The organism is Colwellia sp. MB3u-41 (assembly GCF_014076845.1).
Lineage (GTDB): Bacteria > Pseudomonadota > Gammaproteobacteria > Enterobacterales > Alteromonadaceae > Colwellia_A.
Window position 1 is genome coordinate 116,449 of sequence record NZ_JACGUT010000077.1, and the last position, 25,105, is coordinate 141,553.

Annotated in this window: 21 protein-coding genes, 1 tRNA gene and 1 pseudogene; 7 read left to right on the top strand and 16 right to left on the bottom strand. The window is 36.4% G+C overall.

The window, feature by feature from the left end; genetic code table 11:
• Positions 1–320: 320 nt before the first annotated feature.
• Positions 321–396 (bottom strand) — tRNA-His (locus H4J73_RS09715).
• 234 nt (positions 397–630) lie between these two features.
• Between H4J73_RS09715 and H4J73_RS09720 the strand changes: the two genes are divergently transcribed.
• Positions 631–1,188 carry a DUF1285 domain-containing protein gene (locus tag H4J73_RS09720; protein WP_182180442.1) on the top strand — a complete coding sequence of 186 codons (558 nt, stop codon included), beginning with the start codon at positions 631–633 and terminating at the stop codon, positions 1,186–1,188.
• 49 nt (positions 1,189–1,237) lie between these two features.
• Here H4J73_RS09720 and hemN read toward each other — a convergent pair whose 3' ends face one another.
• The 7 genes from hemN to H4J73_RS09755 form a co-directional block, all read right to left on the bottom strand.
• Positions 1,238–2,608 (bottom strand): oxygen-independent coproporphyrinogen III oxidase, encoded by a 1,371-nt coding sequence (hemN, locus tag H4J73_RS09725; RefSeq protein ID WP_182223454.1) that lies wholly within the window; start codon positions 2,606–2,608, stop codon positions 1,238–1,240.
• 108 nt (positions 2,609–2,716) lie between these two features.
• On the bottom strand, positions 2,717–3,208 hold the full coding sequence (locus tag H4J73_RS09730; RefSeq protein ID WP_182180446.1) for a DUF2489 domain-containing protein: 492 nt from the start codon (positions 3,206–3,208) through the stop codon (positions 2,717–2,719).
• Between the two features lie 9 nt (positions 3,209–3,217).
• A complete protein-coding gene (gene yihI, locus H4J73_RS09735; protein WP_182223455.1) occupies positions 3,218–3,802 on the bottom strand; it encodes a Der GTPase-activating protein YihI in 585 nt (194 codons plus the stop codon).
• Between the two features lie 783 nt (positions 3,803–4,585).
• Complete coding sequence (locus tag H4J73_RS09740; RefSeq protein ID WP_182180450.1) at positions 4,586–5,116, bottom strand: VOC family protein; 531 nt, start codon at positions 5,114–5,116, stop codon at positions 4,586–4,588.
• 126 nt (positions 5,117–5,242) lie between these two features.
• Complete coding sequence (locus H4J73_RS09745) at positions 5,243–7,060, bottom strand: M61 family metallopeptidase (protein WP_182180452.1); 1,818 nt, start codon at positions 7,058–7,060, stop codon at positions 5,243–5,245.
• Between the two features lie 159 nt (positions 7,061–7,219).
• The gene (gene purU, locus H4J73_RS09750; RefSeq protein WP_182180454.1) at positions 7,220–8,080 is read right to left on the bottom strand and encodes a formyltetrahydrofolate deformylase; all 861 of its coding nucleotides are present in this window, start codon (positions 8,078–8,080) and stop codon (positions 7,220–7,222) included.
• A 112-nt stretch (positions 8,081–8,192) separates the two neighbouring features.
• The gene (locus H4J73_RS09755; protein ID WP_182180456.1) at positions 8,193–8,447 is read right to left on the bottom strand and encodes a VF530 family DNA-binding protein; all 255 of its coding nucleotides are present in this window, start codon (positions 8,445–8,447) and stop codon (positions 8,193–8,195) included.
• A gap of 160 nt (positions 8,448–8,607) precedes the next feature.
• Between H4J73_RS09755 and H4J73_RS09760 the strand changes: the two genes are divergently transcribed.
• Positions 8,608–10,488, top strand: a complete 1,881-nt coding sequence (locus H4J73_RS09760; protein WP_182180458.1) for a methyl-accepting chemotaxis protein — start codon at positions 8,608–8,610, stop codon at positions 10,486–10,488.
• 14 nt (positions 10,489–10,502) lie between these two features.
• Here H4J73_RS09760 and H4J73_RS09765 read toward each other — a convergent pair whose 3' ends face one another.
• From H4J73_RS09765 to H4J73_RS09790, 5 genes and pseudogenes are all read right to left on the bottom strand, one after another.
• The gene (locus H4J73_RS09765) at positions 10,503–10,691 is read right to left on the bottom strand and encodes a hypothetical protein (protein ID WP_182180460.1); all 189 of its coding nucleotides are present in this window, start codon (positions 10,689–10,691) and stop codon (positions 10,503–10,505) included.
• Positions 10,681–11,223, bottom strand: a complete 543-nt coding sequence (locus H4J73_RS09770; RefSeq protein WP_182180462.1) for a methyl-accepting chemotaxis protein — start codon at positions 11,221–11,223, stop codon at positions 10,681–10,683. Before H4J73_RS09770 ends, H4J73_RS09765 begins: the two co-directional genes overlap by 11 nt.
• A gap of 50 nt (positions 11,224–11,273) precedes the next feature.
• Positions 11,274–11,735, bottom strand: a pseudogene (locus H4J73_RS09775) (cache domain-containing protein).
• A 206-nt stretch (positions 11,736–11,941) separates the two neighbouring features.
• Positions 11,942–12,670: a glutathione peroxidase gene (locus H4J73_RS09785; protein WP_182180466.1), complete on the bottom strand. Its 729-nt coding sequence runs from the start codon at positions 12,668–12,670 to the stop codon at positions 11,942–11,944.
• 141 nt (positions 12,671–12,811) lie between these two features.
• Positions 12,812–16,078: an ATP-binding protein gene (locus tag H4J73_RS09790; protein ID WP_182223457.1), complete on the bottom strand. Its 3,267-nt coding sequence runs from the start codon at positions 16,076–16,078 to the stop codon at positions 12,812–12,814.
• 357 nt (positions 16,079–16,435) lie between these two features.
• Here H4J73_RS09790 and hutG point away from each other — a divergent pair, with 357 nt between their 5' ends.
• Both hutG and H4J73_RS09800 read left to right on the top strand, forming a co-directional pair.
• Positions 16,436–17,227: an N-formylglutamate deformylase gene (gene hutG, locus H4J73_RS09795; protein ID WP_182180470.1), complete on the top strand. Its 792-nt coding sequence runs from the start codon at positions 16,436–16,438 to the stop codon at positions 17,225–17,227.
• A gap of 14 nt (positions 17,228–17,241) precedes the next feature.
• The gene (locus tag H4J73_RS09800; protein WP_220460058.1) at positions 17,242–18,603 is read left to right on the top strand and encodes a formimidoylglutamate deiminase; all 1,362 of its coding nucleotides are present in this window, start codon (positions 17,242–17,244) and stop codon (positions 18,601–18,603) included.
• Positions 18,604–18,690: 87 nt separating this feature from the next.
• Here the strand turns inward: H4J73_RS09800 and H4J73_RS09805 are convergent, their stop codons facing one another.
• Positions 18,691–19,047, bottom strand: coding sequence for a hypothetical protein (locus H4J73_RS09805; RefSeq protein ID WP_182180474.1), 357 nt, complete (start codon positions 19,045–19,047; stop codon positions 18,691–18,693).
• 134 nt (positions 19,048–19,181) lie between these two features.
• Here H4J73_RS09805 and ccoG point away from each other — a divergent pair, with 134 nt between their 5' ends.
• From ccoG to H4J73_RS09820, 3 genes are read left to right on the top strand one after another with little or no spacing between them, the layout of a single operon-like run.
• Positions 19,182–20,615 carry a cytochrome c oxidase accessory protein CcoG gene (gene ccoG / locus H4J73_RS09810; protein WP_182223458.1) on the top strand — a complete coding sequence of 478 codons (1,434 nt, stop codon included), beginning with the start codon at positions 19,182–19,184 and terminating at the stop codon, positions 20,613–20,615.
• Positions 20,615–21,592, top strand: coding sequence for a serine/threonine protein kinase (locus H4J73_RS09815; protein WP_182180478.1), 978 nt, complete (start codon positions 20,615–20,617; stop codon positions 21,590–21,592). The genes ccoG and H4J73_RS09815 overlap by 1 nt, the downstream gene beginning before the upstream one ends.
• A gap of 47 nt (positions 21,593–21,639) precedes the next feature.
• The gene (locus tag H4J73_RS09820) at positions 21,640–22,272 is read left to right on the top strand and encodes a thiol:disulfide interchange protein DsbA/DsbL (RefSeq protein WP_182180480.1); all 633 of its coding nucleotides are present in this window, start codon (positions 21,640–21,642) and stop codon (positions 22,270–22,272) included.
• A gap of 29 nt (positions 22,273–22,301) precedes the next feature.
• Here the strand turns inward: H4J73_RS09820 and H4J73_RS09825 are convergent, their stop codons facing one another.
• Together H4J73_RS09825 and H4J73_RS09830 are read right to left on the bottom strand one after the other, a co-directional pair.
• A complete protein-coding gene (locus tag H4J73_RS09825) occupies positions 22,302–22,970 on the bottom strand; it encodes a TVP38/TMEM64 family protein (protein ID WP_182180482.1) in 669 nt (222 codons plus the stop codon).
• Positions 22,971–25,082 (bottom strand): SHOCT domain-containing protein, encoded by a 2,112-nt coding sequence (locus H4J73_RS09830; protein ID WP_182180483.1) that lies wholly within the window; start codon positions 25,080–25,082, stop codon positions 22,971–22,973.
• Positions 25,083–25,105 lie beyond the last annotated feature (23 nt).

Consider the following 25,105-nt stretch of genomic DNA (forward strand, 5'->3'; position numbering starts at 1 on the left):
TAGAATCACTGATGGTTTTATTTAATATGTTATAGGTGTGTTTATAAAGAATGGGGTGGCTAAAGGGACTTGCACCCACGGTAAGCGAAAGTGGGATCACTGATGGATGTGTGTTCTCTTTGAGATAAACTTATAAAGAATGGGGTGGCTAAAGGGACTTGAATCCACGGTAAGCGAAAATAGAATCACTGATGGTTTTATTTAATATGTTATAGGTGTGTTTATAAAGAATGGGGTGGTTAAAGGGACTTGCACCCACGGTAAGCGAAAGTGGGATCACTGATGGATGTGTGTTCTCTTTGAGATAAACTTATAAAGAATGGGGTGGCTAAAGGGACTTGAACCCTCGACAACCGGAATCACAATCCGGGGCTCTACCAACTGAGCTATAGCCACCACTGATATTACTTGAAGCGCCCAGTGATAAGGCGCGAAGAGTATATTGTATTTTTGAGCAGATTGACAAGAAAAATTTTTGCTTTTAAGCGTTTTATGGGCAATATTCTGCTTAACTGTACTTTTTACTGATTATTAAGTTAATTTTAGATGCAGTTTTACTAATGTCTCCTCATACTGTATTTTTACCTTAGGTCTTAAAATTACTATCCAGCGGATAATTTGGCGGTATAAATGTCACTAGACAAAATTTCTGAACAATTAAATAAGCTAACACCAGGCAATACTAAAAAATTACCGCCGATAGAATCATGGAACCCACCGTATTGTGGCGAAATTGATCTACAGGTCAAAGGTAATGGCGACTGGTTTTATGGCGGCACAATATTTAAACGGTTATCGCTAGTTAAACTTTTTGCTTCGGTTTTATTAAGAGAAGTCGCCGGTGATCGCGACGAGTACTTTTTAGTGACACCCGCTGAAAAAGTTAAGATTATCGTTGAAGACGCCCCTTTTGTATTAACGCAATGGGCTTGGCAAGATGATAACAAATCAATAATGACGGTTAGTACCAATGTAGATGACGAATTCGTGCTTGATGAAACTCATCCGTTAACGATGAATGCTAACGGCGAATTATATGTTTTAGTACGTCGTAATTTATTGGCAAAAGTACACCGTAATGTTTATTACCAATGGGCAGATTTAGCACAAGAAGAGGTTACAGAAAAAGGCGTTGAATTAATTTTTTCAAGTGCTGACCACAAGTTTAGTTTAGGAAAAATTGATTAAATTTCTCACCTTTATAGTTATTTATTATTTATAAAGGTGAGAATTCCGCTTAAATTACCCGCGAGAAGCGCTGTTGGTTAACGTGCTGTTTCATGTAAGCATCAAAACTCATACAAATATTACGAACCAACAAGCGTGCTTTCTGATCTATTTTAATAAAATCAGCCGTATTTTCAACCAAACCATCACTGATAAATGTTTTCAGTAGTGGTAAATCTTCAGCAAAATATTCTTCAAAATCAATGTCGTACTTTTTACTGATCTGTTGTTTATCAATATATAAATTACACATTAATTCACGAATAACTTCGCCACGGATCACGTCATCTGTTGATAAACTAACCCCTTTCACTTGCGCATTTTTTCTAGTATCTATCGCTTTATAATAGGCTTGCAATTCTTTAATATTTTGGCTGAAGGAAGTACCGATATTACTAATAGAAGAAACACCTAATCCTAATAAGTCACAATCACCCTTTGTAGTATATCCTTGGAAGTTACGGTGCAGTGAACCCTCTTTTTGTGCAATAGAAAGTTCGTCATTAGGTTTAGCAAAGTGATCCATACCAATGAAATCGTAGTCAAAGTCACAAAGCTTTTCGATGGCAAGTTTCATTAAGGCAAATTTTTCTTGCACGCTAGGTAACCATTCGTCACGTAATTTACGTTGGGCAGCAAATCGGTTTGGTAAGTGTGCATAGCTAAACAATGAAATACGGTCGACATCCATCTCATGAGCTTTGTTAAGCGTTTTTGTAAAGGTTTCTATAGTTTGGTGAGGCAAACCATAGATCAAGTCGATATTAATTGATTTGAAGCCCACTGCTTTTGCATGGGCAATAAAGTCGCTAATAAATTTGGTTGATTGCACACGGTTAATCGTTTCTTGTACTTTTTTGTCAATGTCTTGCACACCGATACTTAAACGATTAAAGCCTAAGTCAAAAAGGTGATCAGCAAGGTTCATTTCAATTTCACGCGGATCAATTTCAATACTCATCTCTACATGTTCAGCAAAAGTGAATTTTTCTTTTAATAAAGAGACTAATTTTGTGATTTGGCTATGGGTTAAAAAGCTGGGTGTGCCGCCACCCCAATGGAGTTGTTTAACGGTGTAGTCAGTAAAAAGTGCAGCGCGTGAACTAATTTCTTCCGCCAAAAACTCTAAGTAGGTATCGGCCTTGTCACGGTGACGAGAAATCACTTTATTGCAGCCACAGTAGTAGCAAAGGCTATGGCAAAAGGGAATATGTACATACAAGGACAATTCACGGTTGGGTGAATCTTTCACTGCTTGGATGAAATCTTGTTCAGAAAACGCTTCGTGAAATTCTAATGCCGTTGGATAAGAGGTATATCTAGGTCCACTGGTATTATATTTAGACAGTAATTTAGGGTCAAAAAATTGATTTGCTTGCATTGTGTTACCGAATTAGCGATGACTTATATTCTAAATCACAGTTTAACAATGCAAACATTAAGGGTATTGATCGAGCGCAACAAAGTTTTATTTATTTAGTAATAAAAGTTAGCTTGTTAGCATACTGATACGTTCTTGGGCATATTGATGCAATGAAATAACATCAATTTTTATCTTTGCAGATAAATCGCTCTCTACTTTCATACGTTCAAAATCAAGTTTCATACGCTCATTTTTGGCAAGTTTCTTTCTTGCATCAAGAATAGGCATATGTTTAATTTTATCATAAAGCTCAAAGATTGCAGGAAACTCTGCTGACAAACCACTGCTCAACTTTAAAGAATCGAGCAATACACTCAATCGCCAACAACCCTCAGCGATATCACATTGCTCTTCTTTCATTGCGTGAGCAATAATAACCACACTGCTGAGAATTTTACTATCGTGTTTTGCTAGCGCTACTTTTCTATCTTGCTCTGCCTGCTTTATTTTTACGGTTTGCTTTTTTAGTTGAGTTAATAATTTCACTGTATAAAAAACAAGCGCAGCAATAATCATTACTCCACCAACAATTGCATAAAACCAAGTGCTTAAAAACATAATAAAACCTTATTCGAATTCTGATAGATTGCTATTGTCAAATTTGTCCCAAAGATCATCTCCAGATTTTGCTTTACTTGTTGTCACAGATGATTCATCTTCATCTTCATCTTCTAAGCCAAGTAACTCACGTAATTGCTGATGACGTTCCATTTTTTCGTTGAAGTAATCAACGTCTTCATTACTTAGTGAGATATCTTCATCTTGTTGCGCAAGAATACTCTGTAAACGCGTATCTTCTTCAATAGCGAATAGCTCTTGCTCTAAAGAGGTGTCGGGTTCAACAACACGAATAGCCGCGATAGGAGAGGTAACAGCTTTCCCTTTATTTTTGGCTTTAAAAGGTTGTGTCGCTGCTTTAATAGGAACGCCCAGATCAATCAGTTTTTTACTACCAATACGTGGATCTTTATTTTCTGCTGGTGTTTGAGATTCCTTACCTGCATCAAAGGCTTCTTTCTGGCGATTACCTGCTTGCTTGCCTGTTTTTTTCTTTGGTTTTCTATCAACAGGAACTATGGCTTTTTTCTTATCATCTTTTACTGCGCCGATAGAGCCAGTGCCTTGTTTTCTAGATTTTTTGTTACGAGACATAAAATAATTTCGTTTGTAAATTCAATCGTTGTATTTTACGTTATATTGTGGCAAACAGCGATAGCGTTTTCATGATTAATCTTCAGGCATAAAAAAACGATGAACAAGTCATCGTTTTCGTAAATTTTAAGTGGTTATCCTAACCTATTAGCAATTCCATTTAAGCTCTAACGTATTATTATTTTTTATGTTGCGTTAAATACTTAATTTATTTTTTTATTGGTCATCATGACACTTTATTTGGCTGTCCGTATGGGTCGTATAGACCTAAATATCAACAATCATCCTGATAGTAACTTAATCATCCGTATTTTTATAAAGGTAACTTTCTACTAAGAGAAGGTTAAATGCTTTCCATGCAGTTCAATCCATATTGTTATTTGGCTACAAAGTAGCTGAGCAATACTTTACCTTAGTTTGTAAAAGCCGCAAGTTATAAATACATGTTTATTTACATCTTATTAATTAAAAAATCTTAATTCATTGTTTTTTAATGCTATTAATATTTTTATAAGTTAATGAATGGTAAGAATAGTTATTCTTTATGGCTTATGTCTTACAAATGTAGTCATGTATGTAGTACGCATTTTTGTTGGCTTTATATACGAAATTCTTCGTTTAATGGTCGGGCAACCGAACAAATAAGTAAAAATATAGTGTTATATACGGCTGTATATCTTTATGGTGTGAGGGATTTTAGATAAGAAAATACGAAAGAAAAAACTAAGCAGAATAAAAAAATTCAACTTAGTTTGTCTAGGGCATGATTAAGACAGGGGAAAACTAATCTAGCTCGTGTAACCAAGCAGCATGTTTTGGTGCTACTTTGGTTTCTGCCCATTCTGAAATCATTAAAGGAGCAACTTTTTTAAGTTCTGTCATTTGTTCAATTGAACCGGTATTTGCAGCCAATTCTAATCGATGGCCACTTGGGTCAAAGAAATAAATAGATTTAAATACGCCATGGTTTACGGGACCTAGCACATCAACCCCCTTGGCTTGGAGCTCTGCTTTGGCTGATACTAAAGCATCAATATCTTCCACTTCTAACGCTATATGTTGAACCCACGTAGGGGTATTTTCATCTCGACCCATAGCTGGAGAGTTAGGGATTTCAAAAAAAGCTAACACGTTACCCATACCAGCATCTAAAAATATATGCATATAAGGGTCGGGTGCTTTTGTCGATGGCACTTCATTTTCAGCAATCGCTACAGTTAGCTCCATGTTTAAATGTTCTTTGTACCAATCAACGGTTACTTTTGCATCAGCACAACGATAAGCGACGTGGTGAATTCGTTTCATTTTGATCATTTTAAATTCCTAGTCTTCTATTTTTTAAACAATAAGACAATTTTTACACAAGGTAACTTTTGTTACTAGTTTTCTGTTTTTTAATGAATAACTATTTTTGCTGCTTTTGTGGCAAAAAATTTACAGTTAATTTATACAGCGCCACTTTTTGCTGAGCGCATGGTCGACTTCAGTAATAGCAATGGCGGCTAAAGGAGAATCAATAAACATAATCTCATTGGTTATTAATTGATCGTCCCGGAAATAGTGGCAAGTTACCTGAGTATTTTCTGGCAAATGCTCAGCAAGTTGTTGTAATGATTTTTCACTAACTTGTATATTATTGACAGAGACCAAAATGTCATTTACCGCTAAGCCAGCTTGAGCTGCAGGCGATTTCTCAATAATTTGAGTTATTTTCACTCCTAATGGCAATGTTTTATATTGAGCGCCAAGGTAAGGTGAATACACATCATTTCCCGTCGTCTCTAAACTATTAAGGTGTTTGAATTTTTGTGCGGTAAATGCAATACCTACTTGTTTAAGTAAGGGGGTTAAGTTAACACGTTGAGCATTGTAGAGTAAGTCATGAAAAGATGAGGTAATATCGTCATTACATAGGATATTTGCAATATTAATAAAGTCTTCTTCGCAGGTACCCATTTGGGTTCTGCCAAAATGTAGCCATAATTCACGCATTAACGTGTCTAAACTATGGACACCTGCTGATTTTTCACGAATAGTTAAATCTAGCCAAAGCGCAATTAAAGACCCTTTAGTGTAGTAACTTACAATATTATTAACTGCATCAGGCCCCTGTTGATAAAACTTGGTCCAAGTATCGTAACTTGAAGCAGTGACACTTTGTTTGAGTTCACCTTGACCCCTATAAACACGTGTAGCTGTTTTTGAAAGTTGTTTCAGATAGTCATCAAAGCTGATTAACCCCGTACGAAATAATGAAAAATCATCATAATAAGAAGTGATCCCTTCATATGCCCACAGTTGTGTCGTGTGAACTTCCTGTTGTAAATTGTAAGGTCTAAATTCTTTGGGCTTAATTCGACAAATATTCCAAGCATGAAAGTATTCGTGTGAACATAAGCTTAAAAATGTTTGATAATTCTCTGTTGTTTCATCAGGCTTATTAGGGTTTGGTAAATCGAAACGACTGGCTTGTAAAACAGTTGAATTTTTATGTTCAAGCCCTCCAAATCCGCTACCTAATAAATGAGTAATAAACCAGTATTCTTTAAAAGGGGCTTCTTTAAACAAATTAATATGATGCTGACAAAGCTTAGCAATATCTACTTTTAGGCGCTCTCGATCACCAAAATGTTGGCTAGTAAAGACTAAGTGATGAATAACACCTTCGACAACAAATTCGAAAGCATCAAAGTTACCAATAGCGACAGGGCAGTCAATCAGCTCCTGGTAATCTTCAGCAATATAAACACCAAATTGGTATTTTTCAGTGTCTTTAGTGCGTGTTAAGCCTGTGGCAACTCGCCAATTACTTAACCAAGCAGATTGTTCTTTGGTTAATTTCGGTGGTAATAAAATACTTAACTGACAGCCCTCATTTGGTAACTCTTGTACTTGTAAAAATGTAGAGCTACCATTAAAAAAGCCTCGTTCACTATCTAAATAAGCCGTGCGTACTGATAAATCGAATGCGAATACTTGATAACTTATTGTTGTGCTAGTGCTCGTCGCGGTAAATTGCCACGTTTGTTTGTCGGTTTTATTTAGGGGTATATCTTTTATATTTGAAAAAATGTCTTGCTCACTATTATGAGCACTAATCTCAATGATGTTTTTAGCAAAGTCACGGATCATATAACTGCCAGGTAACCAAGCGGGTAAAGACAAGTGGTAATTTTTGCCAATTTTTGTGCTAAAAGAAAGCTCAACAGAGAATAAATGACTATTTAAATTTTCAGGAAATATCTGGTAGTGGATCATGGAGAAAACAACTAATTAAGGCAAAAGGTTATGCTTTAATGTAGCAGATATATGGAATGAAAACAGCAAAGCACCACTGAATATAGTGCTTTGAACCGACACACCTTCTTGAGCTAATGCGTGAAATAAAGTGACTTAAGCTCTGGGTGAAAATGAGGTTTACAGTAAAATCACTGTTTTTCCTTGATTTAAGCACACACGCTGCTCGGCGTGCATTCTAACGGCATGAGTCAAAGCTGTTGCTTCGATGTCGTGGCCACTATGAACCATTTGTTCTATGGTCAGGCTATGATTAATGGCTTTGACTTCTTGAACAATGATTGGGCCTTCATCTAAATCACTTGTTATATAATGTGCTGTGGCGCCAATAACCTTAACCCCACGTTGGTGAGCCTGATGGTAAGGTTTTGCTCCTTTAAAACTGGGTAAAAAAGAATGATGAATATTAATGGCTCGACCTTGCCATTGTTGACAAAAATTATTGGATAAAATTTGCATATATCGTGCAAGCACTAATAAATCTGTTTTATAACAGGTTAATAATTCTTGTAATTGGCTTTCTTGTTGCTCTTTTGTCGACGCGGTAATCGGTAAATGATGAAAAGGAATGTTATGCCAATTGACCAAAGCTTCGCAGTCTTGATGATTAGAAATAACCGCCGCTACATTGATGGGTAAAACTCCAGCCTTAACTTTTGTTAGTAAAGACACCAAGCAATGATCGTCTTTAGAAACCGCAACAACAACCTTAGGAAAATTATCACGCGCTCTTAATTGAAAATTCATCGCCAGTGGCAGGGCTAATTCGGCTATTGCTTCGCGGAATTGTACAATTGAAACCGTTAAGTTTCTGTCGTCAAATGCGATACGCGAAAAAAAGGTGGCGGTATAGGGGTCACTGTACTGGGAGGTTTCTGTAATAAAAGCGCCATGTTGATAAAGGCTTTGAGAAACTTTAGCTAATACGCCTGAGGTATCAGGGCATTGCCAAGTTAAAATATAGTGATTAATGGGTTTCATCCCTGACTCCAAAAAATAATGAATATGGAGCCAGTGTGACAGGTTTCTAATCAAGCAATTAGTTTATTGCGCTATAAGTTAAATTTTTATTAAATCTAAATAGCGGGCGAAATTAATCGTCGCTCTTTTCACCAGAATTAGGCTGATGAACTTTATGAAAGTTCTTAATAAAAAGTGCTTCAACTTTTTCTCGGGCCCAAGGTGTTTTACGTAAAAATTTTAAGGTTGAATTAATACTTGGATCTTCGGTAAAGCATTTTATTTTTATTTGTTGGCTAAGGGCAGGGTAACCAAAATATTCAACGAGTTCGGTAACAAGCGCTTTTAAGGTGATGCCATGAAGAGGGTTGAAAGGTTGATTGTCCATAAAGGTAAGTAGAATATTATTAATAAAAATATAAAACTATTTTATCAGATTAATTTTGAAGTTGCTTTCAAAAATTAAATGTAACAGGAAGTTGGCTCTAGCTTTTTGGAGTGATATGGTAATGTAATAAGATTGAATGATGAAGTAAGAGAGTTAGTGAGTGTTTAGATTAAAATTTTCCCACAAAATAATTATTGCTACTACCGTATTATTATTAATAGCCCTGTCAGCATCCACATCAATTAATTATATATTTTTGAAAGATAATACCCAAAAAAACCTTAATAATGCGATTGATGAAATAGGACGTTCTGTCTCTGGAAATATTGCTAATTGGTTAACGAACCGCTTACAAATAATTGATGCAGTGGCGCTAAATATAACTGATATTAATGATGATGAAGAAATTTTTCATGGGGTTCAACAAGCGGTAAAAGCGGGGAAGATGAAAAATACTTTTGTCGGACTCGCCAGTACTGGCAAATTTATTCTTGATGATCTCACGATAAAACTTCCTGAAGGTTTTGATATTCGCCAGCGCCCTTGGTATTTATTAGCAAAAGCAGGGCGTAAGTCTTCTTTTACTGAAACTTACATTGATGCGACGACGGATCAAAAAGTGTTAACTGCAGTCGCGCCTATTTTAAAAGATAATCAGTTTGTTGGGGCCGCAGGAGGGGATATTTTTCTAGATGAGATTTCATCTATTTTGAATGAAATTGATTTTCTTGATTTAGGCTACGCCTATTTAGTGACATCAAAAGGAAAAATATTAAGTCATCCTGATGATAAATATGTCGATAAAGATGTTAGTGAGTTATTGGGGCAATCACCGCCATTTCTGAGTGACTTAAATGAAATTAATAACAAGACCATTGTTTCCTTTATTCCCATTAAAGGTATTGAATCGGTTGATTGGTATGTGGGTGTTGTACTTGATAGCGAAAAAGCTTATCAACCTATGGTTAATTCTAGAAATATAGCAATTGTTGTCGTTATTGTGAGCCTTTTAGCAACAATCATTCTTTTGCATCTATTATTTAGTTATTTAATGAAGCCAATTCATACTTTAAACCTGGCTATAAAAGGTATTTCTCGAGGTGATGGCGATTTAACCGAACGTATATTGGTGGATAGCCAAGATGAGTTTGGAGAGTTATCACAAAACTTTAATGGCATTATTGAGACGATGCATCATTCGATGAAAAAAGTTAAAGAATCTGCTGCCAACCTAGAGCAGCAAATTGACCAGGTGCGAAAAAGCTCGCAAGTAGGTATTGATATGGCAGACCAACAGCTTAATCGTGGCGAGAGTGTCTCGACAGCGGTAACAGAACTTAACCATTCGTCACAAGAAATTTCTACCAATGCCGTTACTGCATCAGATTTAACATCAGGAATGCGAGCGCAGTCAAATGAAGGGCTAGCGGCACTCAACGACAATATTCAATCTATTGGGCATTTATCAAAAATAATGACTCAGTCAAGTGATGAAATTGAGAAGCTCAGCAGTGAAACTAAAAATATAGCCAGTATTTTAGATGTGATAAAAGGCGTTAGTTCTCAAACTAATTTACTTGCGCTAAATGCGGCTATTGAAGCGGCTCGAGCTGGAGAAGCTGGTCGAGGTTTTGCTGTTGTGTCTGATGAAGTTAGAGAGCTAGCACAGCGTACCCAAGAAGCAGCGCTTGAAATTGAAACTATGATTAATAATCTGGAAATGGGTACCAATGCGGTTGTCACTTCTATGGCAGAAAGCCAAAGAAATAGTACTAATAGTGTCGAAAAAGCCACTATTGCTGATGAAAAAATGCAATTAATTATTCATACTTTACAACAGGTCGACAATGAAAATCATGCAGTAACACAAGCGACCCAACAACAAGTTAATGTGATTCACTCTATTGATGAAGATATATTAAAACTGATGGACTTAAATCAGCAAGGTGTACAAAATTTACAGCAAACACAACAAGCCTGTGACAGCTTACAACAAGAGTTTACGGGCTTGAATGACCTTGTAGGTAAATTTAAAGTGTAAAAATATGGCTAGATTTAATGTGGTCTAGCCATATCGTTTTTAACGAGACTACGTAATATAAAGTGGCTTATAGTTTCAGCGACTTCCTTACTATTCTTTTTCAAATCGACGCTTGCTAAAGCCAATTTTTCGGTTGTTGTAATCGATTCGCTTGTCATTCCTGCTAAGTCACTAATCGGTAAATACACTTCATCAGCAACCACGGCCTTGCTCTCCCGCTCTTGCTGCTTCAATGGCCGCATTCAATGCTAATAAATTAGTTTGTTCAGCCATACCTCGAATGACGAGTACAGTGCCAATATTCTGTGACTCTTCCACTAAATGGGTGATCACATCACTGACTTTATTAATATCCTTTGATAACCCTGTGAATTGAAAAATGGTGGTGGAAACAATTTTCTTACTTGATATGGTATTTTCTCTTGCTTGTTCTGCGGCTTTTTCTGCCGCTTCTGCATTGCTACTGACTTCTCGAATATTTGCCGTCATTTGCTCCATTGCTGCAGCAACTTGCGTGGTATTGTCGCTTTGCATCTGTACAAAATCATTATTACTTTGACTCATTTCAGAGAGTAATTCTGCACTTTGCATGACATGGTTTGTTCGGGTTGATATTTCTACTAACGACAAGCGCATTTTATCAGTAAATAAATTAAAGTAATGAGATAAACCTGATATTTCATCGTTACCTTTATTGTCTAATCGTTTGGTAAGGTCGCCGTCACCTTCAGCCATGTTTTTCATAAGATCAGAGGCGGTCTGTGCGGGAACCAAAATATTTATTGCTAATAATATACAATGAACCCCATAGCAACAGCCAACAAAAATGACACTAATAATAGGAGGTTACGTTGTTCAGCATAAATGTTATCAACTGGTTTTTCTAAGCCAGGTTTAGGCCATTTATAAGGCATACAGCCTTGGCCTTTTTCTTTAACAATATCGACCATATTAAGAAACAACGGCGTACCATCAGGATCCTTTACTTGCCCAACCGGTTTATTATTTAATTGTGGTTTGAAAGGATGTATGATCATATGAGGTTATAAATCGTTTAGCTAAACATCATTATTATTGTCATAACGAAAGCTTGATAATATTGATATTGCTTGTTCTTGGGCTTGCTTTTCTATGATTTTACCCGACAACTGTAATTGATGAAAATGCTCAAGAATGCTGACAGCACCTTCAACTTCCTGTTGTACTTTTTCTTGCTGTTGCGTGTAAAGCGTTTGATAAACTGACACTACTAAGAATTGCTAGTCTGCTGATGATTAAGCTTAGACGAGATTTAATAGTTAATTGACGCAATAACTTCATCGAGTCCTCATATTCTTTATTAGTTTTAAACTAAGAACAGGAGATTTTATCAAAAACACCTAGGCTATGAAATAAAAATGCCGATGAATTAACTTCAATCGGCATAGCGTCTTAAGGTAAATGTCAGTTTGAATTAACCAAAATAAGTGGCTAAATCTTCACTACCACCAATATGCTTACCATCAATAAAAACTTGTGGTACGGTATCCGCGTTTGTAATTGCACGGAACATTGAGATATTTACATCATTACCAACGATTAATTCTTCAAACTTTAGGCCTTTGCTGGTTAATAATGCTTTCGCTTTTTTACAAAATGGACAGTCTGGCTTGCTAAATATGGTTATTTCTTGGGATTGAACTGCATCAGGGTTAATGTAACCAAGCATGGTATCGGCATCAGAGACTTCAAATGGGTCGCCGGGCAAGTTAGGTTCAATGAACATTTTTTCTATAATGCCATTTTTTACTAACATCGAGTAACGCCAGCTGCGCTTTCCAAAACCAATTTCTTTTTTATCAACCAATAAGCCCATCGCTTCGGTAAAATCACCATTTCCATCAGGAATAAAGCTAATATTGTCGGCATCTTTATCTTGCGCCCAAGCATTCATCACAAAAGTGTCATTAACAGACATACAAATTATTTCATCAACGCCATTAGCGGCAAATTTTTTCGCAAGTTCATTGTATCTTGGTAAATGTGAAGATGAACAAGTGGGTGTAAAAGCACCCGGTAATGAAAAAACAATAACCGTTTTATTGGCAAAGATATCATCACTATTACGACTTGCCCAACCGTCAGGAGTAATGATTGGAAAAGTAGTATTTGGCACTTGTTGTGTTTCTTTGTTCGTAAACATAGTCACTCTCTTTGATTGATTTGGATGGGGGGAATTAGGATAGTATGGTTGAATAAAGCGATTTAATAAAGTGATATAAATAACTCATAACGATTGATTAAAGCGATTAACAATAAACAATTTATATTATTAATAACAGGACTATCGCGATGCTGATAATAACCAGCAACTAATTTCTTCAGTAAGAATATCTAGTTGTAAACAAAGCTGTGTAGCAGATATTTTTATATCTTCACCATTTTCTGCTGTTGCTTGTTTACTGATATTATTTATTGTTTTGGATATTTCATTATGGGCAAAGTATCGAGTACTCCCCTTTAGTTTATGAGCCAGTGCCTGTATATATTTATGATCAGGTTTTTGGATTGCACTTAACCATTGTTGTTTTTCTTTTTGCCAAGAGGCAATAAAAAGTTGGCCAACATTTTTACTCAACTCAATATCGTGTTCATTATTTTTTAGTAGCATAGCTAAGTCAAAGAGGGTGAAATTCTGTTGCGTTAATTTCTGTTTCTGCTGTTTTTTCAATAACTGCCGATAGGCATTGTTAAGTTTATTCGTGATTTCCTCTTGTGGGCAAGGCTTCGCCATGTAGTCATCAAACCCGGCAGCGCTGCACTTTTCTGCCGCACCACTTAGCGCATCAGCAGTCACGGCAATTAACCAAAGAGGACGGTTTTGAATATTTTTCGTCAGTGTTTGAGCAAGTTCAAAGCCATCAATATTAGGCATGTGACAGTCAGAAATTATAATGTCATAAGCTTCTTTTTCATGTAAATCTAAAGCTTCCTTACCGTCGTAAGCAATATCAGCCTTAATATTTAGTCGTTCAAGTTGGGCACTGAGCACCTTAACATTGACTAAGTTATCTTCAGCAATAAGTATACGGAGGCCTTTAAAACGATCATCGTCAGCAGCATTAACTAAACGAGTATTGCTGCGGCGGTTATCAGTTGTGCTCTCTAAACTTGATTGCTTTAATTTTAAAGTAAAATGGAAGGAGCTACCTTGCTTAATAGTTGAGTCAATTTTAATTTCGCTGCCCATAGCAGTAATTATTTCTTGGCAAATACTTAACCCTAACCCGGTACCACCATACTTTCGCGTGATGTCATCATCGGCTTGAATAAAAGGGGTAAATAAAAAGTTTAGTTTGTTTGCTGCTATTCCCATACCAGTATCTTTAACATCAAAGTAAAGTGTGTCATAGGTGTTGTTATTAATCATCTCACTTTTAAGTAAAGAGACAATGAGGTCAATTTGTCCTTTTTCGGTGAATTTAACGGCATTACTGAGCAAGTTATTAAGCACTTGTGTGAAACGAGTAGGGTCGGTCAAATAGCAATGGGTTATTTGACTGTCTATTTGTAAGTTAATATCTAGCGCTTTATATGGTTCTATGTGATTAAAGCCACTAATAATATTTTTACACAGTAAATGAAAATTTACGGGTACAGACTCTAAAGTAAGCTTACCTGCGTCCATTTTTGAAAAGTCGAGTACGTCATTTAATAAAGCTAATAAATTGGTTGCTGAACCTTGCAACGTTTCAAGTAAATCACTCTGTTCTTTATTTAAAGAGGTAAACGCAAGCGCTTCTGCCATGCCTAAAACACCATTCATCGGGGTTCGAATTTCGTGACTCATACGAGCAAGAAAAGTTATTTTGGCTTGAGCTGATTTTTCTGCTTCTGTTTTTGCCGATTCAGCAATCGCCAAGGCATGTTCAATCTTTTCTTGTGCAAGTTTTCTTAGCCTGAGTTGACGGTAATAAATCCAAAAAATAATGAGACCAAAAAGCATAATCGCCGCAAATAAATAACTGACTTTCCGATAAGCATTAGCAATTTGCTTATCGGCATTATTATCATGAAAGGCTGACTGGCTCCATTTAGCATAAAGTTGCTCATAGCCTGTTGCAGAGATACTTTTGATGGTGCGATTGAGTAAGCTGATAACCTCATCATGGCCAAGTTTACTGGCAAAAGAGAATTGAGCACTATCGTTAAATTTTATTAAGGGTTGGCTTGTTAAGTTTGATAAGCGGTTTTCTTTAATTAAATAGGAAGAGATTAGTGACCCTCCTATAAATACATCAGACTCGCCCAATGACACTGAAGAAATAGCCTTGATCATCGAGTCGAAGTAATTAATATTGGCAAAAGGTAGTTTTTCTTTTATTAATTTTGTGACATTAAAGTCATTGACCACGGCAATATTCTGGTTAGCAATGCCACTTATTCCATCTATTATGGTGTCATTATGACGGTAGACCATACTATAATTGGCTTTTAAATAGGGTGTCGAAAAGTTGAGTTTTTCTGCTCGTTCCTTATTGTACTCCACGAGGGGAAGTACATTGATTTTTTGTTGTTCTAAATAGGTGAAAACTTGTTCTATATTATTTAAATAAACGGGTTTGTAAACAATACCCGTTCGCTCTGTTGAAATATTGAATAAATCAATTGTGAAACCTCGCTCAGTAATGTGATTAAAGTTTTTAGTAATAATATAGGGAGGAAAACCATTGGCAAGGACAGAAAAATAGAGTTGATTATGGTCAATAATAAAATCTTTTTCTGCAAAAGATAAATGAGTGAAATAACGACCAAACGTTAAGGATATATCTCCTTTATTTAATTCTAAATATTTATTACTCCATAACTCAGCTTGCTGTTGACTTACCGAGCGAATGCCATCGTTAATTTCATGCATTAGCATTCTTTCGTTTTTGTTGACTGCAAAACGAAAGTAAATTTCAGGAACTTCATTCTTCGTTATATGAAAAGCACCACTGATATTATATTCGTTTAATTTTTCATTAAGTAACCAAGGTTCTGTTGCATATAATGCATCATACTTTTGATAATCACCCAGTAATTTGTCAATATCTTGGTAATAATAACGATCGATATGATCGCTGAGAAATCCCAGTGTTGATTGCTCTTTGGAATATATCCCTATTTGCATACCATCACTTTTATTACTTTGGATGCGACGGTAAACTCTTTGTTTCCACTTAGCGTAAGGAATACTGAAAAATATGTTTGGCTGCTCTTTTTGGTAGCGGGTCATGGCAATAATATCGATACTATTATTTGCCAGCGATTGATAAGCCTTATCTGTCGACATATAGCTAAATGAAACTTCACGTTGATTATCTATTGCCCAAATTTGCCAGTACTCTTTGAGAAAATTGACGAGTAGTTGGAATTTTTCTCCAGAGGCCTCATTGATTGATGATCTGTCGGGTAGGGCTATTTTGAGGGGAGAATTATTTCTATTGGGTGGTTGTTCTGCATAAACACCGCATGTGATTAATAAAATACTGCAAAATAGCGTACGTTTAATCCAACAAATTGGGTACCTAAAAATGCGCTGTAAGTTACTTATAGTGTCATCATTCATTGTTTGATTTTTAGGTCTACATGAGAGAGTAAAAGTTAATTTTTATAAAAGACACTCTATGCTATAAGTCGCTAACCAGCAAATATATTTAGCAATATTAAGGAGAAACAGCCTGATAAACATACATTATAAACCACTACCAATCTCTTTAAATCTAATCAAGGTTATATTTTTATGTGTAAAGAAGATGATAAGTGCAGTGAACAAATGACGAGAAAATTTATTAAAAAAACGGTAGTTTATAAAAGTCTTAAAGGCTCTTTTTTCGCGGATCTCATAGAACAATAAATTTGCGTGCGATAGCAACTGCATGATAAATTAGTCTATACAAGTTGTATATACAATTAGAGGGTTAAAATGTCTGATACCTATACGTTGATAAAAGGTCGTATTCCGTTACTGATTAGTATGCCACATAATGGTGAAAATTTACCTAGCGACATTGCTCGTAAAATGACAGATCAAGGTAAAAAAGTGGCCGATACAGACTGGCATAAAGACAAACTTTATGCTTTTGCACAAGCGCTAGGTGCCTATATTATTATGCCAAAGTATAGCCGTTATGTTATTGATCTTAATCGAGACCCTAAAGGTGTTGATTTGTATCCAGGGGCAAATAGCACTGAACTTTGTCCGACGACTTCTTTTGATCTTGAATCACTTTACCTTGATGGACAAGCACCTAATAAAGCTGAAATATCTCATCGAATAAGTACGTATTGGCAGCCCTATCATCAAGCATTAAAAACAACGTTAACTGATATTCAAACAGAATTTGGTCAAGCTGTTTTACTTGAAGCACATTCTATTTTATCAAAAGTTCCTCGGTTTTTTGAGGGACAATTACCCGATTTTAATTTTGGCACGGCTGACGGTAAGAGTTGCGCGCCTGAATTAATAACGGCACTGCAAAATCTTGATTATTCACCTTATTCAATGATCACTAACGGACGGTTTAAAGGGGGCTTTATTACCCGTGAATATGGCAAGCCAGAGAAAAACATTCATGCGGTACAGTTAGAACTATCCCAACGTACTTATATGAGTGAGCCTAGCCCTGAATATAACGAATCGTTGGCAAATGACGTTATTCCTAAGCTTGAACAATTAGTAAAAACATTGATTGAATTTTCGCAACAAAAAAATTAGCACAGGGATTATTGATGAAGTTATTTGCAGAACGTATTTTACTCAGCAGCGGTTGGAAAACACAACAAACACTGACAATAGAAAACGGTGTGATCACGGCAATCGCATCGGGGTATATTGATGGCGCTGAAAAAGTAGGCGTTGTTATTCCCGGTATGGTTAATTGTCATTCTCATGCCTTTCAGCGCGCCTTTGCCGGTTTCAGTGAGCAGGGCAGCGAAGGTCAAGATAGTTTTTGGACATGGCGTCACGTTATGTACAAATTTATTGACCAATTAACCGTAAATGATGCCGAAATAATTGCCACCCAGCTCTATATTGAAATGCTTAAAATGGGATATACCCGAGTAGCCGAGTTTCATTATTTACATCATCAAATCAATGGCGATAACCACGACGAACTTGCAGAAATGGCAAAAGCTATTTTTAAGGCCAGTCAACAATCGGGTATTGGCTTAACGTTATTACCTGTACTTTATCGGTTTAGTGGCTTTGGTCCATTACCTGCAAACGATGGACAAAAACGTTTTATTAATTCAGTTGAACAATTCAATCAACTGGTCAGTGATTGCTTTACTTTAAGTGCCAAATATCAAAACACCAATATTGGTATTGCACCACACTCGTTAAGAGCGGTTGATAAGCCTTCGTTAGAACAAGCGGTAAAACATGTACGAGATTTAGACAATAAAGCTCCTGTGCACATTCATATTGCTGAGCAACAAAAAGAAGTAGACGACTGTTTAGCACATTATGGTCAACGTCCGGTGGAATGGTTATTAAATAATGCAGCATTAGATCAACAATGGTGCTTAATTCATGCCACGCATATCAACGAACAAGAGCGCCAAGGTCTTATTGTCAGCAAAGCTATTGCTGGGATTTGCCCAACCACTGAAGCAAATTTGGGGGATGGTATTTTTCCAACCACTGAGTTTTTAGCTGAACAAGGCACCTTAGCGATAGGATCTGATAGCCATATTTCAGTTAATCCTGTGGAAGAATTGCGTTGGCTAGAATATGCTCAACGATTAATTAAACAGCAACGTGCCATTTTGGCAACAGAAAATGAACCTTCAGTGGGTCGTAATTTATGGCAAAAAGCAGCGTTAGGCGGCGCGCAAAGTACTAACAGTAATACGGGGGAATTGGCAGTAGGGAAACAAGCTGACTTGCTGGTACTTAACGCAAAGAAAGTGGCTTTATTTGCCCATCATGACCAACATCTATTAGATAGTATGATCTTTGCGAGCCAGCAGAACATGGTTCACGACGTAATGGTGAATGGCCACTGGGTAATTAAAGCGGGAGCACATCACTTAGAGCAACAATCAGAACAAGCATTTTCTAAGTTGTTAGCAAGCCTTTCTACTTAGTACATATAGCGCTATTGAGAATCGACATTTTTTTTAGTTTCTCGGTAACGCTGTTTTCCCGTCAATAAATGATAATTGTTTATCGGTTTATAGCAGCGAACTATAACGCGAAATAGTTCGGCAAACTTTCTTTTGATTTTCATGATGAAAATGAGGGCTTTGCTGATTAGCGTTACAGTAGTCGATAAAAAATGCTTTTACTGACTTTCTATCGGCAGTTATTTTTTTTAAAAAAACCTGTTCTTCACTGCTAAAGCTAGCCAGTTCGCTTTTTAAATCGGTATAAATCTTATCTGCTTTTAATCTCACCCTCGTATCGGTAGCTTCTGAAAATTTATCGACAATCATTGTTTTTTGTTCTGTAAACCAGTCTTCTAGCTCTGGTTGCGGATAAAAATGTAAAAATAAGGCAGTTGCAACGATTAAGATCAATAAATTTTTCATAAATTTTCATATAATTGAATGGTTATATAAGAATAATCAATTTTTGGCTTATTCACTAATTTTAATTATTTTATAACGTATTAGTCGCTAAATATCGTTATAATCTCGGTGCTCTCGTATATCAAGGATTTATCGTGAAATCAGAAGACAAGAACAAAAAACCATCGGTACAAATTCCCGTTAAAAACATTCAGATACATCAACCGAATAAGGTAGAAACCTACCAGCCACGTGACCAAATTTATGTGCGTAAGGTTAGTGGTGTCTTTCAATTACTTAGGCAAAGAATGAACTTTGTTTTTTTAGCCCTTTTTGCGTTACTGCCTTGGCTACAATATAACGATCATCAAGCCATTTTATTTGATATTTCAGAGCAACGTTTTACCTTATGGGGCTTAACGTTATGGCCGCAAGACTTAACACTGCTCGCTTGGCTTTGTATTCTTAGTGCTTTTTTATTGTTTTTCATCACTACCTTTTTAGGGCGTGTCTGGTGTGGGTACTTATGTCCTCAGACCGTTTGGACCTTTATTTTTATCTGGTTTGAAGAAAAAATTGAAGGCACCGCTAATCAACGTAAAAAACTCGATAGCCGTGAGCTTGATTTTGACAAATTCTGGCGCAAAGCATTGAAGCACACCTGCTGGCTATTTTTCTCTCTGTTAACCGCACTGACCTTTGCGGGTTATTTTGCACCAGTAGATGAAGTTTTTATTGATTTTTTCACTTTTCAGGCCTCGTTTACTTTAGCCGCGGTTGTGTGGTTTTTTACCTTTTGTACCTATGGAAATGCTGGCTGGATGCGAGAAATTATGTGTTTACATATGTGTCCTTATGCGCGTTTTCAATCAGCGATGTTTGACAAAGATACCTTAACAGTTTCATATGACTTTAATCGTGGTGAAGACCGTGGCGCGCGCTCTCGCAAGATAGACCATGCATCGTTAGACATCGGTGATTGTATTGATTGCAACCTTTGTGTGCAGGTTTGTCCAACAGGTATAGATATTCGTAACGGCTTACAGTATGAATGTATTAACTGTGGCGCGTGTATCGATGCCTGTGACGATGTTATGGACAAAATGAACTACCCGAAAGGGCTAATACGTTACACCACTGAACATGAATTACAAGGCAAAAAAGTTCACTTTATCCGCTCAAAATTAGTAGGATATGCAATTGTTTTAACAGTGATGACTAGCTTACTTGTTTTAGAAATTGTTAATAGAGTCCCTGTTACCATGGATATTATTCGTGACAGAAATGAGTTAGCTAAAGAAAAATTTAACGGTGATATAGAAAATGTTTACACCTTAAAAATATTAAACAAATCGCAAACTGACAACGTTTATCGCTTGTCAGTAAAAGGTATTGCAAATACTAAATGGCATGGCGAAAAAGAAGTTATGGTAAAAGCTGCGGGTGTCTATACCTTGCCGATGAGCCTTTCTGTTGACCCTTATGAATTAAAAGAGTACATGACCGATATTTCATTTGTTATTGAACTGGTTTCAGAGGAAGATGACGTTTCTCTTGAACATGAAAGTAGGTTTTTTAATAAACGCTAATGTCTGTATTTGATTTTACTACACTGTCACCCAACTTAATTTTAGATGGCCTAGAAAGCACAGGCCTCTTTGTTGATAGTGGCTTGCTTGCCTTAAATAGTTATGAAAATCGTGTGTATCAATTTCATGATGATGATAAAAAAAAATATGTTACTAAATTTTATCGGCCACAACGCTGGACCGAAGCTGAACTAAGAGAAGAACATAGTTTTGCTTTTGAATTAGCCAAGCAAGAATTACCGCTAGTTGCGCCATTAAAGATTGGTGGAGAGTCACTTTTCTCTTATGAAGGCTTCAATTTTGCTATCTACCCTTGTCGTGGTGGTCGTATATTTGAAGTGGACAATTTAGATCAGCTTGAATGGATGGGACGATTTTTAGGACGCATTCATGCTGTCGCGGCAACAAAACGTTTTAAGCATCGCCCAACTTTTAATAAGCAAGAAATGCTTTTTCAGGCAACAGATATCATAAAAGATTCTGGTTTCGTCCCCCATTACTTGAGCAAAGCTTTTTTTACTATTTTAGAGCAAGTTGTTGATATAGCCGCCGAGCAATATCAACCCAGTAACGAAATACGTTTGCATGGTGATTGTCATGCAGGTAATATTTTATGGACAGACAATGGCCCACACTTTGTCGATCTAGATGATTGTCGCATGGGGCCAGCGATTCAAGACTTATGGATGATGCTTTCTGGCGATCGTCAACAGCGATTGTTACAGCTTGATACAATGCTATCTGGGTACGAAGAGTTTTATTCATTTGAACCCAAGCAACTTATTTTGATAGAATCATTACGTACCATGCGAGTTGTTAATTATATGGCCTGGTTATGTAAGCGTTGGCAAGATCCAGCGTTCCCACATAACTTTCCATGGTTTAATACGGATAAATATTGGGAACAGCAAATTCTGATGCTTAAAGAGCAAGTGTCTGCGCTTCAACAGCCCCCATTAAGTTTATTACCTGCATAATTATTAGTAATAAAAAGTGCAAAATTTATCATAGAGGAAAAAATTAAATGAAAAAGTTATTAAGTTTATTTGTTATGCTCTTGTTGCCATTAATGGCTTCTGCAGCAAATTATCAAGAAGGTACACACTATACCGTTGTTAGCGAACAAGTAACGAAAAAACCTGAAGTGCGTGAATTCTTTTCATTTTATTGCCCACATTGTTTTCGTTTTGAACCTTTTATGGCTGGCGTAAAAAAACAATTACCAACAGGGGTTAACTTTGAATTTAATCATGTTGATTTCTTACGTGGCGCTTCTCCAGTGATGCAACAAATGTTAAGTAAAGCGTTGGTAGTTGCTGAAGAGCTAGGTATGGAAAGAAAGTTAATGGGCGCACTTTTTAATTATATTCATGTACAACGTGCGGTTTTTACCTCTGAAAAAGATATTCGTAATGTGTTTGTATTAAATGGCGCTGACGGCGAAAAATTTGATAAATTAATGAAAAGCTTTGGTGTTAACAGCAAAGTTAAACAAATGAAGAAAAAACAAGACTATTATGCGAAGAGTGGTGGGTTAACTGGCGTTCCTACGGTTATTGTTAATGGTCGTTATAAAATTGATAATGCCAGTTTAGACAAAAAAAATCTTGAAGCCGACTACAATAACTTAGTTAAGTATTTACTTACCCTTGATTAACTCATCGGTATTCGTGTGATAATAAGGAGCTAAATAGCTCCTTTTTTTTGGGCAGTGTTTTCTTTCTTATAGAGTAAATAGCCAAAAATTAACGCAACAACGAGTAAGCATAAACTCAGCAGTATTTGTTGATTTTCCCCTATTTTAATCCCCGCACCAAGTAATGAAAATATAAACATTTGTGGAATAAATCCAACGCAAGTCCCTGTAACATAAGGGATAAAATTTATATTGGCAATACCTGCTAGTATGTTAGTTAGAAAGTTAGAACCCGCTGGAAGTAAACGAATAATTAATGCTTTGCTAAAAGTGTGAGTTGAGAAGAAAACAGATACGCGGTTTAGTTTTTCAGGGTAGGTGTCTAGCACTCTCTGTCTAAAAAAAGTTTTTGCGACCAATAATGTTAATATACAACCGAGCGTTGCCGCTAAAGTAGCGACTAGCGCACCATAAAAGATACCCAATATATAGCCACAAGAAAAGGCTGCAACTTGCCTAGGTAAACCTATGCTGGTGAGTAATGCTAATACAATTAATAGGGTCAGTATCCCTAGTGGCCCTTGAGGAATTAATTGATCAATGAGGGGTTGAAGGTTGTCACTTTGCAGTGCATCTAAAGAAAAAAGCACACTTAAAAGAATGGCAATACTTACCAATGTTGTGATCAAAAATAGTGTTTTAGTGTGTCTGTTTAGCATTTATTTATTATCTGTGATGTCTGATAAAATTTTAGCTTTAGCTAAACTAAACTCTTCTTCATTGAGAAAGCCTTTTTGTTTTAAGTCGGCAAGCTTATCTAAAGTATTAATTAATTCAGAGTCATGGAGAGTAATATTGTGTAGTTCTTCTGCTGATTTATTTTCTGTAACCGATTTTATTTCTTTGCTAATAACGTGAGGTTGCTCTACTTTTACTGATGCCTTAATTTGGGGGGGCTCAAATACAGCCGCTTTTATTTTACGCTTTTGTGTCGCCTGCGGGTTTAATTGTTTAGCGATAAACCAACTCCAATCAATCAATGACTCTAAAGTGTCAAAGTATTTAGCCTTAGTTAAACGCTGGTTGCCTTTTCGTAAGTACAAACAGATGACATATTCTTTAGTGTTTATATCTGTCAGGTAAAGTTGAACTTCTCGGATTTCATCATTAAGAAGTTTATGTCGATTAGCTTTAGTGAAATTGAGGTGTAATTGGTTTTCTCGTTGTTCGTTGTAGCCGTAGTCATCATCTTTATTGATGATACTGACAATATTACCATTAATAGAAATTTCACTCTTAACAATGTCAGCAATAGCTAGTTGGCTACCGACTTCAGACTGATGACGTTTGTAAAATAATAGGGTCGTTTGCGAGCTATCTAATTCAAACCGAGCAAACTGACTGCTTAATTTCGCTTTTACAGCATTGCTTTTCGGTCGTAATCGATAAAATATTACGGCTACTACTGAGATAAATAATATTAATAAGAGATTGCCGTAAGCATTACTGTTTACTGTGTCTGCTTGCTCATCATGCTCTTCTTGTTCACCTCTGGCCTCAATATTACTGTCTTTATCTATTACCAATGTACTCGGTTGAATGGCTAATAATCGCTTGTTGGCATAATCTAGCAGTAAAGGTTCGCCGGCATGATCTAAGAGCAGTGAAACTTTATTTGCTGGGGAAAGCTCATCTTTGTTAAAAGATACAATAGTTTGTCCCAAAAATTCTTTCTTAACCTCACCATTTTTTATCGCGGTACTAAATTGAGCAAGTTGCCAGTTCTTTGCATTATTAGCAAGGTATAAAATATTACCGACAGCATTTTTTAGCGATCTGCCATAATATGGAAAAATACTTTCATTGCGCCATTGGCTAGACTTAAGTGTAAAAACGAGTTTCTTTTGATCAGAATCTCGCCAATCAGCCCCTTTTTCTGCAACAGCGACTTGGTGAACACCCTCGTAGGTGTGTTCTATGAGCAATGCGCCATAATGTTGTTTCGACCACGAAAAAGAATTGATATTTTGAGCCCCTAAAATAAAAATCTCATTGTTAATACTGTTTATTTTCATGAAAGGGTTACTGCTTGGCGTTCTATAACTCTTGAGACCAAATCTTGCAGGGTTAATACGTAAAACAACACCAGAATATAACGTGCTTGTATTAGCATTCGATTGTTTTTGTACACTGTCTGATAGGGCAATATGTATTAAGCCGTAGTCTTCGTGCCATACTTTATTATAAGGATTGAACGCCATTTTCTGGATATGATGGGTATTGCTAGGAACCGCAATTCTGATGACTTCTCTGCGTTGCTCTTTATCTATACGATCAGGGGCTGAACTATCGTATTGCCATTGGGTGACCACCGCGTCAAATGGCAATGTTACTGGATCCTCTAATAGAGTTAAGCGTGCAACATTATTATTTTTTTTATTGGGTTCAATATGAGCTGTAAAAAAGGTTTGGTAACCGGGTTTATCTGCTAACGAAAAGCTTGGATGTAAGGTAAAAGCGGTTAACTTTACTTGTGCCAGGTTATTTTGGTCGCTTAAGGGTAAGCGAGATAAAGAAAGTAGTTTGGCACCGCTGAGTAAAGATAACTCACCTTTTTCATCTGCAAGTAAGTATTGATTTTTCTCTTTTCTTTTAAGGGGCAATGGAATTAATGTTATTTTATTTTTCGTACTAAGTGTGGGTAATTTTGCTAAAATCTCAAGGCTATATTCTTCTGCAACGGTTGTTAATACATGTAATAAACAGTAAATAACGAGTACCGTTGAAAGTGCAGGCTTAACTATCTTTTTTATATAATAAAGAATTTTCATATCTCGTCAACAATCCCATATTT

Excerpts from the sequence above, each read along its gene's own strand:
- H4J73_RS09825 (WP_182180482.1), bottom strand. The coding sequence starts at position 22,970 with ATGCTAAACAGACACACTAAAACACTATTTTTGATCACAACATTGGTA.
- yihI (WP_182223455.1), bottom strand. The coding sequence starts at position 3,802 with ATGTCTCGTAACAAAAAATCTAGAAAACAAGGCACTGGCTCTATCGGC.
- H4J73_RS09740 (WP_182180450.1), bottom strand. The coding sequence starts at position 5,116 with ATGATCAAAATGAAACGAATTCACCACGTCGCTTATCGTTGTGCTGAT.
- H4J73_RS09755 (WP_182180456.1), bottom strand. The coding sequence starts at position 8,447 with ATGGACAATCAACCTTTCAACCCTCTTCATGGCATCACCTTAAAAGCG.
- H4J73_RS09820 (WP_182180480.1), top strand. The coding sequence starts at position 21,640 with ATGAAAAAGTTATTAAGTTTATTTGTTATGCTCTTGTTGCCATTAATG.
- H4J73_RS09815 (WP_182180478.1), top strand. The coding sequence starts at position 20,615 with ATGTCTGTATTTGATTTTACTACACTGTCACCCAACTTAATTTTAGAT.
- H4J73_RS09745 (WP_182180452.1), bottom strand. The coding sequence starts at position 7,060 with ATGATCCACTACCAGATATTTCCTGAAAATTTAAATAGTCATTTATTC.
- H4J73_RS09730 (WP_182180446.1), bottom strand. The coding sequence starts at position 3,208 with ATGTTTTTAAGCACTTGGTTTTATGCAATTGTTGGTGGAGTAATGATT.
- H4J73_RS09790 (WP_182223457.1), bottom strand. The coding sequence starts at position 16,078 with ATGAATGATGACACTATAAGTAACTTACAGCGCATTTTTAGGTACCCA.
- H4J73_RS09830 (WP_182180483.1), bottom strand. The coding sequence starts at position 25,082 with ATGAAAATTCTTTATTATATAAAAAAGATAGTTAAGCCTGCACTTTCA.
- H4J73_RS09770 (WP_182180462.1), bottom strand. The coding sequence starts at position 11,223 with ATGGCTGAAGGTGACGGCGACCTTACCAAACGATTAGACAATAAAGGT.
- H4J73_RS09720 (WP_182180442.1), top strand. The coding sequence starts at position 631 with ATGTCACTAGACAAAATTTCTGAACAATTAAATAAGCTAACACCAGGC.
- hemN (WP_182223454.1), bottom strand. The coding sequence starts at position 2,608 with ATGCAAGCAAATCAATTTTTTGACCCTAAATTACTGTCTAAATATAAT.
- H4J73_RS09800 (WP_220460058.1), top strand. The coding sequence starts at position 17,242 with ATGAAGTTATTTGCAGAACGTATTTTACTCAGCAGCGGTTGGAAAACA.
- hutG (WP_182180470.1), top strand. The coding sequence starts at position 16,436 with ATGTCTGATACCTATACGTTGATAAAAGGTCGTATTCCGTTACTGATT.
- purU (WP_182180454.1), bottom strand. The coding sequence starts at position 8,080 with ATGAAACCCATTAATCACTATATTTTAACTTGGCAATGCCCTGATACC.
- H4J73_RS09805 (WP_182180474.1), bottom strand. The coding sequence starts at position 19,047 with ATGAAAAATTTATTGATCTTAATCGTTGCAACTGCCTTATTTTTACAT.
- H4J73_RS09785 (WP_182180466.1), bottom strand. The coding sequence starts at position 12,670 with ATGTTTACGAACAAAGAAACACAACAAGTGCCAAATACTACTTTTCCA.